The sequence below is a fragment of the Pseudomonas sp. Rh2 genome (genome assembly GCF_040762985.1).
Classification (GTDB): Bacteria; Pseudomonadota; Gammaproteobacteria; order Pseudomonadales; family Pseudomonadaceae; genus Aquipseudomonas; species Aquipseudomonas taiwanensis.
On sequence record NZ_CP142890.1, the window covers coordinates 2,692,976 to 2,707,406 of the forward strand.

General features: G+C 62.0%; 12 protein-coding genes. 6 read left to right on the top strand and 6 right to left on the bottom strand.

What is annotated here, in order from left to right; genetic code table 11:
• Positions 1-35 precede the first annotated feature (35 nt).
• Positions 36-1,223 carry a multidrug effflux MFS transporter gene (locus VXM67_RS12120; RefSeq protein WP_367237044.1) on the bottom strand — a complete coding sequence of 396 codons (1,188 nt, stop codon included), beginning with the start codon at positions 1,221-1,223 and terminating at the stop codon, positions 36-38.
• 95 nt (positions 1,224-1,318) lie between these two features.
• A complete protein-coding gene (locus tag VXM67_RS12125) occupies positions 1,319-1,945 on the bottom strand; it encodes a TetR/AcrR family transcriptional regulator (protein ID WP_023380166.1) in 627 nt (208 codons plus the stop codon).
• A 280-nt stretch (positions 1,946-2,225) separates the two neighbouring features.
• Here VXM67_RS12125 and VXM67_RS12130 point away from each other — a divergent pair, with 280 nt between their 5' ends.
• A complete protein-coding gene (locus tag VXM67_RS12130) occupies positions 2,226-3,131 on the top strand; it encodes a LysR family transcriptional regulator (RefSeq protein WP_104881877.1) in 906 nt (301 codons plus the stop codon).
• Complete coding sequence (locus VXM67_RS12135) at positions 3,113-4,081, top strand: LysR family transcriptional regulator (RefSeq protein ID WP_023380168.1); 969 nt, start codon at positions 3,113-3,115, stop codon at positions 4,079-4,081. The genes VXM67_RS12130 and VXM67_RS12135 overlap by 19 nt, the downstream gene beginning before the upstream one ends.
• Here VXM67_RS12135 and VXM67_RS12140 read toward each other — a convergent pair.
• Genes VXM67_RS12140 through VXM67_RS12150 form a run of 3 tightly spaced genes read right to left on the bottom strand, consistent with a single transcriptional unit; the run spans position 4,004 to position 7,735 of the window.
• Entirely contained in the window at positions 4,004-5,155 is a 1,152-nt protein-coding gene (locus tag VXM67_RS12140; RefSeq protein WP_023380169.1) for a Gfo/Idh/MocA family protein, read from the bottom strand. The two genes, VXM67_RS12135 and VXM67_RS12140, sit on opposite strands and share 78 nt — an antisense overlap.
• Entirely contained in the window at positions 5,152-6,213 is a 1,062-nt protein-coding gene (locus VXM67_RS12145) for a sugar phosphate isomerase/epimerase family protein (protein WP_367237045.1), read from the bottom strand. Before VXM67_RS12145 ends, VXM67_RS12140 begins: the two co-directional genes overlap by 4 nt.
• Positions 6,200-7,735: a GMC oxidoreductase gene (locus VXM67_RS12150; RefSeq protein WP_367237046.1), complete on the bottom strand. Its 1,536-nt coding sequence runs from the start codon at positions 7,733-7,735 to the stop codon at positions 6,200-6,202. Before VXM67_RS12150 ends, VXM67_RS12145 begins: the two co-directional genes overlap by 14 nt.
• A 248-nt stretch (positions 7,736-7,983) precedes the next feature.
• On the opposite strand from VXM67_RS12150, the gene VXM67_RS12155 reads away from it, so the two are divergent.
• Positions 7,984-9,339: a carbohydrate porin gene (locus tag VXM67_RS12155; RefSeq protein ID WP_202676079.1), complete on the top strand. Its 1,356-nt coding sequence runs from the start codon at positions 7,984-7,986 to the stop codon at positions 9,337-9,339.
• 133 nt (positions 9,340-9,472) lie between these two features.
• A complete protein-coding gene (locus tag VXM67_RS12160; protein ID WP_104881875.1) occupies positions 9,473-10,411 on the top strand; it encodes a LysR family transcriptional regulator in 939 nt (312 codons plus the stop codon).
• Here VXM67_RS12160 and VXM67_RS12165 read toward each other — a convergent pair.
• Complete coding sequence (locus VXM67_RS12165) at positions 10,388-11,518, bottom strand: porin (RefSeq protein WP_027907175.1); 1,131 nt, start codon at positions 11,516-11,518, stop codon at positions 10,388-10,390. The genes VXM67_RS12160 and VXM67_RS12165 overlap by 24 nt on opposite strands.
• 372 nt (positions 11,519-11,890) lie before the next feature.
• Between VXM67_RS12165 and VXM67_RS12170 the strand changes: the two genes are divergently transcribed.
• Positions 11,891-13,192, top strand: a complete 1,302-nt coding sequence (locus VXM67_RS12170) for an MFS transporter (protein WP_367237047.1) — start codon at positions 11,891-11,893, stop codon at positions 13,190-13,192.
• Between the two features lies 1 nt (position 13,193).
• Positions 13,194-14,378 carry a M20 aminoacylase family protein gene (locus VXM67_RS12175; RefSeq protein ID WP_023380176.1) on the top strand — a complete coding sequence of 395 codons (1,185 nt, stop codon included), beginning with the start codon at positions 13,194-13,196 and terminating at the stop codon, positions 14,376-14,378.
• Positions 14,379-14,431: the final 53 nt, after the last annotated feature.

Sequence of the window (14,431 nt, forward strand, 5' to 3'; positions counted from 1 at the left end):
GACTCTGCAGCCACGCTCGCACTCTCCCTGGAAGGCTACTGGGCACGTAGCCAGACGATTCCGCCAACCATGAACGCCTGACACAGGGCGCAGACGATCACCATCGACAGGCCGCTGCCGAAGGACGCCAGGGCGGCAACCAGTGCCCCAGCCAGCGATGCACCGGCCATCTGCATGGCACTCATCAGCGCGCTGGCAGTGCCGGCGTGCTGACGGAAAGGCTGCAGCGCCATTTGCGTTGCATTGCCACTGACCAGCCCGCCAGACATCGTCAATGCAAGGATGGCGACCAACCAGGGCCAGATCGAACGGGCGTCGGTGAGTGCGCAGGTCGCCAGCCCTACACAGCCCGCGACGGCCAACCCGGCGCCGGCGAGCAGCAGTTTGTGTGCTTCGACATGTTTGGCGCTGAGGCGCCCGTTGCTGACGGCCCCCACGATCAGTCCCGCCGAGCAGGCGCCGAAGGTGAGCCCGAATTGTTGTGGGGTCAGCCCCAGGGTATCGATGAACAGGCTGGGGGCGGCACCGACGTAGGCGAAGATCGAGGCGAACGAGGCAGACGTAACGAGGGTGCCGGCAAGGAACAGGGGTTCTGCCAGCGCCTTCATGTATCCCGCGGCCAGGGACCTTGGGCTGAGCTGGGGCAGGGGAACCTTGAGGGTTTCCTTGAAACCACGGGCGAGCAGCAGCCCGATCACGATCCCGTAAACCGCCAGGAACACGTACAGCATCTGCCAGCGTGCAAACCCGATCAGCAGCGAGCCCAGGCTCGGCGCAAGCAGAGGCGCGAGCATCCCTAGGGCGGCCATGAACGACAGCTTGCTGCGCGCCTCGCTGCCTTGGAAACAGTCCCGCATGATTGCCAGGATCACCGGTCGGCCAGCGCCGCCGCCGACGCCCTGCAGCAACCGCCAGGAAAGCAACGTACCGAGGCTGTCCGACAGCGCACAGCCCAGGCTGGCCACGCTGAACAGCACCAGCGAGACAAGCAGCACCGGCCTTCTGCCGTAGCGGTCGCACAGCGGGCCCGCGATCAGTGGAACGGCGGCGAAGCCAGCAAGGAACACGCTGAGTGACCAGACCATCGCCTCCGGCGCGATCCCTAGCGCTGAAGCGGTGCTGCCGTTGGCCGGCAGCGCCATGTCGATTCCTAGCGCACCCAAGGCGCTCACGGCGGCCATGAGGATCAGAAACGCGCGTGCATGCGGGTCTATCGCCTTCAAGGGGCTAACCTCCTGATTGGATAAAACAAGAATTCTAATTCTAATTTAAGGCAGTGCCAATCCCGATTCGGCGGTTGAGCCGAGGCGGGAGGCGGTCAATGGGTGAGGAAGAGCACGCTCATGGTGCCCAGGTCTTGCTTCAAGTGGTTCCAGTCGCCTTCGCCCGCGGCGTCGGCCGCCGAGCCCAGCCCAAGGAAACGGGCAAGCGAGGAGTAGATGATGCGAAAGCAGGAATGGATGGCGCGGTCAGGGTCTGGATGACGGATTTCATCCTGGTGAGCGTTGATCTGTGCCATGAACGCGGCTGCCATCCTGGCGTGATATTCCTTGCCTGAACGGGCGATATCGGCGTGGCTGGCGCGGTTCATGAATGGCTTGAGGATCGCGGCATGCCGGGCCAGGTGTTCGGCCAGGGTGTCCACCAACAGTGGTAACCGTTCCGAGAGGTCAAGCTGGCGGGCGCCAAGCTCGCGCATCGAGGACTGCCACTCGAGGTCCATCTTCTCGAGCGCATCTTCGAAGACTACTTGCAGCAAGTCGTCCTTGCCCTTGAAACGGCCGTAGATCGAGCCGATCGATACGCCAGCTGCCTTGCTGACCTCAATCAGCGTGAGGTCTGCGGTGAGGCTTTCGCACAGTAGTTGTCGCGCTGCGGTGAGCACTTTTTCCAGGGACTGGCGGCTTCGGTCTTGCTGGGGCGGGCGTACGTTTGGGGTAGTCATGGTGGCAAGCTTGGAGTTTTTTCCGATGGCCCGCAAGGAAAAACTTGACGGACATGAAAAGGCAATTAAGTATGACTCATAGAACCAGAATTATGGTTCTATTTGCAAGCGACTTTGCTTGCCACCCACAACAAGAAAGGCCCGCTCGCCGAGGCGGGTGCAGGAGGTCGACATGGAAATGCCAGCAAGAATGCCAACGCCGCAACCAGGAGGGCCGTCCGATCCTAATGCGCTTGGGTGTCTCCATCTTCAGTCTTCACGTCGTTGAGGGGCCGCGCTCATGCGATTGAAGGGGCTGGATCTGAATCTGCTGATGGTGCTGGATATCCTTCTGCAGGAGTGCAACGTCTCAAGGGCCGCGCAACGCCTGGGCCTGGGGCAGTCCACCGTCAGCTCGTCGCTGGCCAGGTTGCGCGAGCATTTCGCAGACGAACTGCTGGTCAAGGGCAATCACAGCATGCTGCCCACCGCGCTTAGTCAGGAGCTCAAGCCTTTGGTGAGGCAGTGGTTGCAGGATGTGGGCGGCCTGCTCGAACAATCAACGGCCTTCGTGCCCGCGCAGTGCGATGCTACGTTGCGCATTGCCTGCACCGACGATCTGGCCCAGCAACTGCTGCCACGGATCATCAGGGCTTTGGGCCGGCAAGCGCCTGCCATGCGCGTTCAACTGCTGGCCGCACCCCGGGGCAGCGCTGAAAACCTCGATGCCTGGATGGCGCGTCAGCAGATCGATTTCATGATCGCCAGCGACGCCTGCAGCCATAGTGAGGCACTTTTCGATGAGCAGTGGCAGTGTCTCGCCCGGACCGATCACCCCGCCTTGCAAGACGGCCTGAGCCTGGAAACGTTCAACCGCCTGCCGCACCTGCGGGTGGCGGGGCAGCACTTCGCGGGCGATGAAACCCGCGACATCTGTGCGTGGGTGCCGGGTTACCTGGCCCTTGATACCTACCTGGACGCAGGGCAGGCGATTGCCTGCGTGCCCGCGTCCCTGAGTCGTGCGTACAGGACGCAGAGACCGCTCCAGGTGTGGCCGCTGCCTTTCGACACCGCAAGGCTGGTGCAGCGGCTGTCCTGGCGGGCTGGCGCCATACAAGAGCCACTGCACGATTGGGTACGTCAGTTGATCCGAGGCTGTGTGAACCTGCCGGACAAAGGAGCGCTGCCATGCGTTATCGGGCTCTAGACCTGAACCTGCTGGTCGTGCTGGACGCATTGCTTGAACACTGCAGTGTCAGTCGGGCAGCCGAGCAGCTGTACGTCAGCCAGCCCGCGATCAGCGCAGGCCTGGCCCGGTTGCGCCTGCATTTCGATGACCCCCTGCTGGAGCCGGACGGCCGACGGATGCGCCCGACCCCGCTGGCACTGGAAATGCGCGAGAAAGTGCGTCATGCCGTGCATCGAGCGGCCGAGATCGCGCGTCGCGACAAGGTATTCGATGCTGCGCATACCCGGCAATCGTTCAAGGTGATGTGCTCGGACCTCGACGCGGGTTTTCTCATTCCGCTGCTGTATCAACGCCTGGTGAAGCTTGCGCCTGGGGCTCGTCTGGAAGTGCTGTCGATTTCCCAGCTGGGCGAGAGCGCAGTCCAGGATGCTTTCCAGCGTCATGGCGCAGATGTGCTGATCCGCCCATTCGATGAGCACGACGAGGCCTACGCCAGCCAGATGCTGCTCGACGTGCCGCTGGCGACGCTGGTCTGCCAGCGCCCGGTCGAGCCGAGCTTTGTCGTCGATCCAGACGATGGCTGCGAGGTGATCGCTTCGGACCTTGGGCTGAAGTCGACCGAGGGTTGGCGCACCGACCACCTGCTGGCGCTGCCGACACTGCTCGGGGCGAGCAATCTGCGCGTGAGGCTGCCGGATTTCATCGCGCGCAGGTTCTGCCAACGCTACCCGAACCTGCGGATGCTCAACGCCTCACAACAGGCACCGCGTTGCCGGCAAGTGATGCAATGGCCCAGACACCGTGATCAGGAACCCGCGCACACGTGGCTGCGCGAGCAGTTGCTCACATGCGCAGCCCAGCTTGTGCAAGCGCCAGTGGGGGAAGGGCGCTCAGTGTCCCAGCTTCACCCATTGGCCACCCAGGGCGTGGCTGCGCAACATGGCCTCGATAGCGGCGAGACCGCGTAGTCCTGTGTCGAAATCAGGTAGCAGGGTAGCTGCGTAGGCGGCGGGACGCAGGGTTTGTCGTGCCAGCCAGAGCTCTGCGTAATCGCAATAAAGCTGGGCGAATGCCTCCAGGTATCCCTCCGGATGGCCCGCGGGTAGGCGCAACAGCGCATCCCGTTGTCGCGCATGTTCGCCCGCTGCGCGTTTGATGATGCGCGTCGCCTGGCCGGTTTCGGTGAACAGCAGCGCCTCGGGTTGTTGTTGATCGAAGGCCAATGCGCCCTTGCTACCGAACAGCCGGAGGCGTAGCCCATTCTCCTGTCCGGGCGCCACCTGGCAGGCCCAGAGGCCGCCCCGAGCGCCGTTGGTGAACCTCAACAGCGCTTGCACCTGGTCGTCCAGGCGACGTCCAGACACCAGCGATGCGAGGTCTGCGCAGACTTCGTTCAATACCAGGCCACTGACGAACTCCACCAGGTGCAAGGCGTGGCTGCCGATATCGCCCAGTGCCCCGGCCGGCCCAGCTTGGTCAGGGTCATCGCGCCAGGTTGCCTGCGGGCTCTGCGACAGATCCGTGAGCCATTCCTGGGCGTACTCGACCTGGACCACGCGTACCTCGCCGATGGCTCCGGCGGCTACCAATCGGCGCGCCTCACGCACCATGGGGTAGGCGCTGTAGGGATAGGTCACGGCAAAGATGCGATCGCTCGCACGTACGGTCGCGGCCAGTGCATGAGCTTGGGCGTACGTGCGGGCGAGGGGCTTCTCGCAGATCACATCGATACCATGGTCGATGAATGCCGACGCAATCGGTATGTGCAGGTGATTGGGCGTGGCGATCACCACGGCATCGATGCCATCGTCACGCATCGCTTCGGCGCGCGCCATTACCTGCCAGTCGTGGTAGCTGCGCCCTGGATGAATGAACAATGCCCTGGCGCTGGAATCGGCTCGTGCGGGATCTCTGCTCAATGCGCCCGCGACCCACTCGAAGCGGTCGTCGAGGCGGGCTGCCATGCGGTGGACGGCACCGATGAACGCGCCGTCACCGCCGCCGACCATGCCAAGTCGCAGACGCCGTGTCTGTGCACTCATCGCTCGCCTCCTATGCCCAGCAGATGCGATTGCGCCGTTGCGTCGAGGGTGCTGCTTGCGAAGTCGTCGAAGGCGTAGCGCGCCACGGGAATAATGTGCTCTGCGATGAACCGCGCGCCTTCGCGGGCACCGTCCTCGGGATGCTTGAGGCAGCACTCCCATTCGAGGGTGGCCCAGCCTGGATAGTCGTAGGTTGCCAGGCGCGAGAAGATCGCCTTGAAGTCGATCTGTCCGTCGCCCAACGAGCGGAATCGGCCAGCGCGTGATATCCAGTCACCATAGCCGCCGTAGAGACCCTGGCGGCCATCGGGTCGGAACTCGGCATCCTTGACATGAAATGCCCCGATCCGTGCATGGTAGTGATCGATGAAGGCCAGGTAGTCGACCTGCTGCAGATGCAGGTGGCTGGGGTCGTACAGCAGTTTTGCCCGGGGATGCTGGTCGACCTCGGCCAGAAAGCGCTCGAAACTGACTCCGTCGTGCAGGTCTTCGCCGGGGTGCAGCTCGAAGCAGACATCCACGCCGTGCCGGTCGTAGGTGTCCAGCAGAGGACGCCAGCGATCGCCCAGTTCCTTGAAAGCTCGCTCGACCAGCCCTTGCGGACGTTGCGGCCAAGGATAGAGGTAGGGCCATGCCAGCGAACCGGAGAAGGTCGCGTGGGCCGTCAAGCCGAGGCGCACAGAGGCCCGCGCAGCCAGCGCCACTTGTTCGCTGGCCCATTGCCGGCGTGCGCCGGGGTTGCCGCGCACTTCACGGGGAGCGAACGCGTCGAAGAGCGTGTCGTAGGCAGGGTGCACGGCGATCAACTGACCTTGTAGGTGAGTGGAAAGCTCGCTGACAACGACCCCGTGTCGGTCCAACCGACCGCGGATCTCATCGGCATAGCCCTGGCTTTGCGCAAGCTGCTGCAGGTCGAACAGGCGTGGATCGCAGGGGAGTTGCAAGGCCTTGTAGCCAAGGCTCGCTGCCCACTCGGCCAGGTTGTCCAGGGTGTCGAAGGGGGCGGTATTGCCCACGAACTGCGCAACGAACAGCGAGGGGCCTTTAAGCGTGACCATGGGTGTGCTCCTGCAGGATGCGCTCGCAGGCGCGTACGGCGAGGGCGACGCTGGTCAGCGTCGGATTGCAGGCCGTCGGAGTGGGAATGACGCCGTTGCCTGCGACGAACAGGTTCCTGAAGCCCCATACCTGGCCGCGGTCGTCACAGACACTGGTGCCATCGTCCGCTTCGCCCATGCGCGTCGTGCCCTGGTAGTGGAGCGAGCTGCCTGGCGGCAACATCAAAGGTGCTTCACCCAGTGGCTGGCCGAGGGCTTTGCCTGCGCGCTGCAACAGGTCGCGCGCCTTGTCGACCTGTGCCAGGTCGCGTTCGGTCAAGCTGTAGTCGAGGGTCATGGCGGGCATGCCGAGGAAGTCCTTCTCGGTCTCGCTGAAGCGCACACGGTCTTCGGCGCGGATGTCCTGCTTGCAGCAGAACCAGCCCATGGCGACGATGTGCTCGACGTTCGCCTGGGCTTCATCCGTCAGTGCAACCGGGCACGCTTCCATCTGCATGACCTGGCCATGAAACGGGTGATGCTGCCGGTCGAAGGGTACCCAGTACACGCCAACCGTCGCATCCTCTCCAGGGCGGGTGATACCGCATTCCTCGGCATCGAGTCGAACGGCATGCACGACCTGGGGCTGATCGTTGAGGTAGCGGCCGAGGGCCTGGGGGCGTATGCCCGAGGCCCAGAGCAGTTGCGGGGTGCGCAGTGCATCGGCGGCGACGATGACGGTCTTGGCGTCGACGCGGTAACGTGTGCCGCTGCTGCGGTCCAGCAGTTGGGCACCGATCACGCGGTCGTGCCTGACCAGCAACTGCAGGCAGGCGGTGTCATGGCGTAGTTCGAATCGCTCCGGCCTGCCTGCTTCGTCCGCCAAGGCACCGAGAATCGTATCGCTGCCACTCCATCGGCGTTGGTCGTGCTCGGCACTGCAGGCAAGCGGCATGCGCTGCACGGCGCGATCGCGCGAAGTGACCTCAGCGAAGGCATTGCTCAGGCGTTCACGCAGGCGTTGGCTGACAGGGGTATCTGGGTACGCGGCCGCCGTAACTTGCAGCAGCTCCCTGGCTGTCGCCAAGGCGGCTTGCATCTCGTCGGTGGGGATGAAGCCGATGGCTTCACCGTCGGCCGGCGGTGGGCACGCGCACGTCCAGTGCGCGCCCATGCCGCCAACATTGGTCGAGCAAGCGGCGGCAGGCAGTTCACCCCATCGTTCTCCGTTCGGCAGGTGAGTGCCGGGGCGCACGAGATGCTCGAGTCGATAGCGGCCCAACACGGCAGCGCCGGCGCGTTCAGGCATGCTGGGCACTGCGTAGCGGAAGGCGGTCGGCCCTTGCGCGGCGACCTGTGCTGCCACGCGGGCCTCTTCAGGCAGGTTGCGAACGTGCAGGCCGGCGCGCTCGGTCAATCGTGGGCCGGCATCCACCATCAGCACGTGCAAGTGGCCCTGGTCGACGAGCAGGCGAGCGCATGTCGCACCGACCGGCCCGCTGCCAACGATCAGCACATCTACATCGATCATCGCGTCACGCATTATTGGAATTCTCCGCGAGTGGCTAACAGCCTGGAAGTATGCGTTTCAAACGTTGCGGCGGGGCATGATAAATATCGATGTGGCAGTATCCGTCCAGCTGATGGGTAATGCCGAGGCATAATCAATGAAGATAGGAGGTGCTCGCCATAAACGATTTCTAAGTTAACGGCTGCTGTGGGTTACTTGTGGTGCAAGTCCACGCCTTGCGATGGTTTCCGTACAACTACAAGAACTTCGGGAGTCCTGACGTGCTTAAAAGTCACAAGGGCAGTTGCCTGCCGTCCATTTTAATGCTGCTGGTTTCATCGGTACTCACCCATTCGGCGTTTGCCGGGTCGACTGAAGAAACAAACGACACGGTCGGCCAGGCGTCCAAGGCACCGGCACCTTACAGTTGTGAATACTTTGACCAGTTTCTCTCGCGGGCGACCGCTGTCATCCGCCCTCAATCGAACTGTGAGTCGCTGCTTGGCGATGCCGGCGGCATTCGCTCCGAACTGGCCGACCGGGGTATCGGCGCACAGCTGACCTGGAACCCGATGGGGCTTTACGACCTGAAAGGTCAGAACCGCGACCCGCAAGAATACGGCGGGCAGAATTTCACCTACAGCCAGAGTGTCGCCCTGACCTTGACCTATGACCTTGAGCGCATCGGCTTCAGCAAGGATGCACAGCTGACATTCACGCCGCAGGTGCAGACATCCAACTACCAACAGGGCTACCCAAGGTTGCACAACGTCGCGATTCTCGCGGTCAACCAGCCGTTCAACGACGGCAAGCTGGAGCTGCAATACGGCTTCTACCCCCTGATTCGCCAGTTCTACGGCATGATTCTGGGCGGTAACTCGGCATCGGCGGCCCTTGGTCCGACCAGCGTGATACCCGTTCAGGTGGGCCTGAGCCTGAACGCACCGACGCCGTCATTCGATGTCACCTTCCGCGACGACAGCAAACGCTGGTACAACCATTCCTCCATCAGCCGAAGCATGACACCTGAAGGGTTCCTGGCCGATGTGCAAAAGAACCCCTATGGCTTGAAGTGGCACGTGGATGGCGCCAATCCCCTGTTCGTCAATGAGTTCGGCTACAAAGTCCAGCCCGGTCAGGGCAGCCATTCGCATTGGTTCCGAGCCGGGCTGATCTATAACACATCGCACTACACCTATTTGAAGACGCAGCAGCCGACCGACAGTAACTACGGTGCGTATGTTGCCAATACGATCCAGTTGACCACCCCCAGCCCGGGTACTGCGCAAGGGTTGTACCTGGATACCAAGGCGAGCTGGGCGCCAAAGGACCGCAACGCTTACAACGGCGATGTCCAGTTCACGTTATTTGACATCGGCCTGTTTCCGGGGCGGCCTCGTGATATGACATCCATTGGCTTTACCCGCTCATTTATCAGTAAGGACTTTCGCGACGTAATGGGCGAACGAGGTTTGGCGCCCGCCGATACTATTACCGCCGTCTCACTTTCCCACGCCTTCCGGGTCACCAAGGGTATCTATTGGATCAACGGGTTTACGTATCAGGATAATCCAACGTTAGTGCCCAAGCGCGGGGATGCCTTCTTGTGGCAGACCAGCATGTATTGGAACTTCTAGGTGGGGACTTTATAGGGTAGAGCACGTGCTTAGTTGGTGAATGTGAAAAGTGCCTGCATGTTTCAAGGGCGTGTGTGGCCGTGTAATCTGTACGGGGCATCAACCCGGCCCGCTAACAACAAGGTACAGACGGTTGAAACTTCACCAACTCAAGGCGCTGGTCGCCATCCATAACGCAGGCAGCATCCTTGAAGCCTCCAAGCTCATGCACATCACGCAGCCCGCATTGAGCCGTTCGATCAAGGAGCTGGAACGGGAGGTTGGCTTTACCCTGTTGCAGCGCTCGCACAAAGGCATGGCGCTCACCGAGGAAGGCAAGCGCGTCATTCGCCATGCCAACCTCGTGGTGGAGAGTATCCGGCGCCTGCAGATCGAAGCTGCGAGCATTCAGGATGCCGCGCTGGGCGCGGTATCCATCGGGGTCACTTCGCTGACTGCGATGCTCGACGGTGTCGATGAGAGCATCCTGGCCTTTCGGCGTAAGTACCCGAGGGTGAAGATCACCATCACCGACTTGCGGCCGTCCCAGATCCTGCAGCGGTTGCGCGATGGCAGCCTCGATTTCGCCATTACCTCCCAGCAGCCGCTGAGCCGTATGAGTCTGGATTGGGAGGCACTGGGCAGTATCAAGGGCAGGGTGATCTGCCATGCGTCGAATCAGCAGAAGTTCGCCAAGTCGCTGCGCACCTTGCAGTATGCCAACTGGATCAGCCTGGATGAACTGTCGGACCAGGCGTCGCAGTTTCATCAGTTGTTCGAAAGCAATGGCCTTCGGGTGCCGCAGAACACCGTCGAATGCACCTCCGTGATGATGGCGCTCAAGCTGCTTAAGAACACCGAATCGTTGATGACGATCAGTGAGCTGGCCGTGGACCAGGGGTTCACCTTTGGCGTCGAGTGCGACTACGTGGCCATGCCGGTGCAGGAGCTGATTCCGGACTACCCCATCAATTTGGTCTGCATCGACCGCCATAGCCTTACGGCACCTGCCCAGGAGCTGTTCCACAGCTTGCGCGGGCAGGTGCTCAGGCAAACTCGCCCGGTACCCTCAGAAGTGGTAGTACATTCCTAGCGCGACATTGCTTGGATCATCGCCAACCTGGTCCACCGGTGTGCCGGCGTAGGTGACCGACGAAGCTCGCTGGTTGACGATCCTGCCGAGTCGCCCATAGATGGCCCAACGCGGGGTGATGAAATGGTCATAGCCGATCATCACCCCGGTTGCGTCCTTGTCGCCGGCGCTGACTTGGCGTTGCATCACGGCCAGACGCAGGACGTCCCGATTGCCGACCGGTGCCAGCACGCCGAAGGTGTACAGCGTGGTGCTGGGCGTACCGGACTGGTCCACCTCCTGGCGTTGCCAGGTCATGCTGGTGGACAACGGGCCGAAGTCATAGAACGCTGACAGGCTCTTGTAGTGGTTGGCCGTCTGCCGGGAGACGCCACCGTCGTCATACGGATCGCTGTAGTACAGGTTGTAGGAGGCCAGCAGCATGACCTGGCTGTTGCGGTACTGCAACTTGGCACCGCCGCCACGGACGGTGCGCCCCGCGCTGGCGGCATCATCGAAGCCGAAGCTCAGTGCGGTGCCGATGCTGAAACCGTCCAGGTTCGGGCTGGTATAGGCCAGGGTGTGCTTGGGGCGCAGGTCCAGGTAATAGGCGCCCTTGCCAGCGGCAGGCAGGGCCAGGTAGGTGTAAGGCGAGCCGTAGGTGGCCAGGAACGGGTCGGCGTAGGTGGGCGTGCTCATGCTGTAGGTCTTGCCGAACTCGAGCTTGCCCAGGGTTCGCGAGCGCAGGGCGATCGTTGCCAGGCGCAGACTTCCAATGCTGTCCCAGGTTGCGTCCAGGGCTTTGCCGTTGATGTTGAAGCCCTCTTCGACGTCGAGCTCCAGCACCGTATCGGGGCTGAGCCCCTTGCGGGCATACAACCCGAGCTTGTTGGTCCATGCGCCGCCCCCGGCCAGCCGGTAGCCCGAATGGTGCTGCGAATCGTGATAGCTGGCGAATGCATCCACGGTGCCATAGACCTTGAGTTGGTCATCGAAACCGTAATCCACGCCGTAGTAACCAAAACCTGGCGCAAGGCGATCGAGCGCCGGAAAGCCTTCGGCTTGCGCCTGAACGGCCAGGCAAGCCCCTTGGATCATCAACAGCAACGACGTCATGCGAGTGTTCATTCACGACTCCAAGCCAGCACAGTGATGTGTGCCCGTAGCGTCGGTGAACGGAACGTTTCAGCGTGATTGCTTATTCGGCCATGTCATGCCGTTTGGTTAATAGCAGCTTCACGCGGCGTTGTGTTTCGCGGGAGCGCCGTTTCTACAGAGGCTGCCAAGCCGCCGAGAAGCGGCCCTTCAGGCGCGGTTCGGTGGGCATAATTGGGGCGGTGTGGCGAGGCAGGGCAAACTGTGCGCTAGCTCAGGGCAAATTGGCCAACCACCGATGAGGCCAATTAACCAGAGGTTAGCTTCATGCCGAAACTGCAAGTGTGTTGAGTGCCCGATTGGCAGATATTCGTTGCACGCCGCGATTTGCCATCGGAGACAACAATGACCAGAACGCCCCCCGCGCCGTCAGTCGTGCAGACAGGCCCGCATTCAGCCGCGAAAGCATCCTCCTCCCGCAAAACCTTGATCGCGTGCTCGTTGGGCAACGCGCTGGAGATGTACGACTTTACGATCTACAGCTTTTTCGCTGTGCTGATCGGCAAGCACTTTTTCCCCTCCGACTCGGCGATGGCTTCATTGCTCATGTCGCTGGCCACCTTTGGCGTCGGTTTCCTGATGCGACCGGTCGGGGCGATGGTCATCGGTCGCTACGCCGATCGGCATGGACGCAAGGCAGCATTGAGCCTGACCCTCGGGCTGATGACCCTGGGCACCGGGCTGATCGCCTTCGCGCCGACGTATTCGCAGATAGGTATTTTCGCGACCTTGCTGCTGGTGGCGGGCCGGCTCATCCAGGGCATGTCGGCGGGCGGGGAAGTCGGCACCGCGTCGGTGTTCCTGATGGAATCCAGTGCAGTGAGCAACCGTTGCCGCAATGTCAGCTGGCAGGCCGCCAGCCAGGGTTACGCCGCATTGGTGGGAGCAGGCTTTGGCGTTGCCCTCAACCAGTTGCTCGACCCCGCTGCCCTTGAAAGCTGGGGGTGGCGAATACCGTTCATCTTCGGGCTGCTGATCGGTCCGGTCGGCTGGTACATTCGCACGCGTTTGCCCGAAACCCACGACACAGGGCCTGCGCAGAAGGCCGAGCGGGGGCTCGACGCCGAGCTGCTCAAGCGTATCGGCCTAGGCATCGGCCTGATGGCCAGTTCGACCATAGGCATGTACCTGTTCGTGTTCTACATGCCCACCTACCTGACCACGGCGTTGCATTACCCGCCGGGCAGCGCCATGGCCATTGCCTGTATCAGCAGCGGTTGCATGGCAATCATCTGCCCGTTGGCTGGCCGATTCGCGGACAAGTATCAACTCAGGAAGCGCCTGCTGGCGTGGACGGTTGCGACGCCGGTGGTGCTGATACTGCCGGTGTTCCACCTGCTTGGCGAAGTGCGACACACAGGCCTGGCCATGATGTGCGTAGCCATCCTGATCCTGCCGTCCTGCATCGGTGCCGGTGCGTTCTTCGCATTGATCATGGAAGGTTTTCCCAAAGCTCGGCGCTCCTTCGGCACCTCAGTCAGCTATAGCCTGGGGGTGACGATCTTCGGTGGTTTTTCGCCGCTGGTGGCTACCTGGTTGATTGGCGTGATGGGCACCGCGCTGGCGCCAGCCTATTTCCTATTGGCTGGGGGCGTCGTCAGCCTGGCCTGCCTCAAACATTTCCCTGAAAACAAAGGATGCGCGTGACATGGGTACTTTCCAGAGCAAGCAACCTCGGCCCTCGTCTGCAGAGCTGGATGAGTTCGTCATGCTTCGTCGGCAGATCCATGCTGCGCCGGAACTGGGCGGCGACACCCCCAATACCGCCGCATTGGTGGCCGACAGGCTGCAGGCCTGGGGCTATGAGGTGCATCGCAATGTCGGTGGGCATGGTGTGGTCGGCGTATTGAAAGCAGGGGACAGCCCACGCAGCATTGGCTTGCGGGCCGACATGGACGCATTGCCCATGAGCGAAAAGAATCGCTTCGAGCATGCCAGCAAGATTCCCGGGCGCATGCATGCCTGTGGCCATGACGGGCATACCGCGATCCTGCTGGCCGCCGCTGCGCAACTGGCCGAGACGCGTGACTTCGATGGCACGGTGAATGTGATCTTCCAGCCTGACGAGGAAGGTCTGGGCGGGGCCAAGGCGATGATCGACGACGGCCTGTTCGAGCGCTTCCCATGCGACTCGGTGTACGCATTACACAATATGCCTGGCCTGCCAGTGGGTACCTGCGTGGTGCAGGCCGGGCCTACCATGGCGTCCTCTGAGCGGGTGAGCATTCGCATTACCGGCAAAGGCGGGCACGGTGCGATGCCGGAGCTGTCGGTGGACCCGGTGATGGCGTTGAACAGCCTGATCAGCGGCATCCAGACCATCAAGTCGCGCAACCTGAGCGTGGATGAATATGCGGTCATCAGCATCGGCATGATCCAAGCCGGCACCGTCTACAACATCATCCCTGACGAGGCCTGCATGCTGTTGAGCGTGCGCACCGACACGGCCCAGACCCAACACAAGATCAACCGCCGCATCGACGCTCTGGTCAAGGGGCATGCCGAGAGTTTCGGCGTGGCGATCGATGTGCAATTCACCCAACTGGCGCCCGCACTGTGCAACAGCGACCACGAAAGCACGTTGCTCCGTGAAAGCCTGAGGCCTTTGTTCGCCGACGGCTCAGTGCTGGACAAAATGCCCAGCAAGGTCATGGGCACCGAAGACTTCGCCTACATGCTGGAGGCGCGGCCAGGCTGTTACTTCATGTTGGGCAATGGTACGGGCGAGTTCCATGGATGCTCGGTGCACAATCCTCATTACGACTTCAACGATGCGCTGGTGAAGATTGGCGCCGATTGTTGGGTAAAGTGGGTCCAGGACTACTTGCGCTGATGGTGGATGGGCGCGGTTTAACTGCCAACGCTGTCACGCGCGGTTCCCACGGA

Coding starts and splice junctions, on each gene's coding strand:
- VXM67_RS12135 (WP_023380168.1), top strand. CDS start 3,113: ATGCGTTATCGGGCTCTAGACCTGAACCTGCTGGTCGTGCTGGACGCA.
- VXM67_RS12175 (WP_023380176.1), top strand. CDS start 13,194: ATGGGTACTTTCCAGAGCAAGCAACCTCGGCCCTCGTCTGCAGAGCTG.
- VXM67_RS12165 (WP_027907175.1), bottom strand. CDS start 11,518: ATGAACACTCGCATGACGTCGTTGCTGTTGATGATCCAAGGGGCTTGC.
- VXM67_RS12150 (WP_367237046.1), bottom strand. CDS start 7,735: ATGCGTGACGCGATGATCGATGTAGATGTGCTGATCGTTGGCAGCGGG.
- VXM67_RS12170 (WP_367237047.1), top strand. CDS start 11,891: ATGACCAGAACGCCCCCCGCGCCGTCAGTCGTGCAGACAGGCCCGCAT.
- VXM67_RS12140 (WP_023380169.1), bottom strand. CDS start 5,155: ATGAGTGCACAGACACGGCGTCTGCGACTTGGCATGGTCGGCGGCGGT.
- VXM67_RS12145 (WP_367237045.1), bottom strand. CDS start 6,213: ATGGTCACGCTTAAAGGCCCCTCGCTGTTCGTTGCGCAGTTCGTGGGC.
- VXM67_RS12125 (WP_023380166.1), bottom strand. CDS start 1,945: ATGACTACCCCAAACGTACGCCCGCCCCAGCAAGACCGAAGCCGCCAG.
- VXM67_RS12130 (WP_104881877.1), top strand. CDS start 2,226: ATGCGATTGAAGGGGCTGGATCTGAATCTGCTGATGGTGCTGGATATC.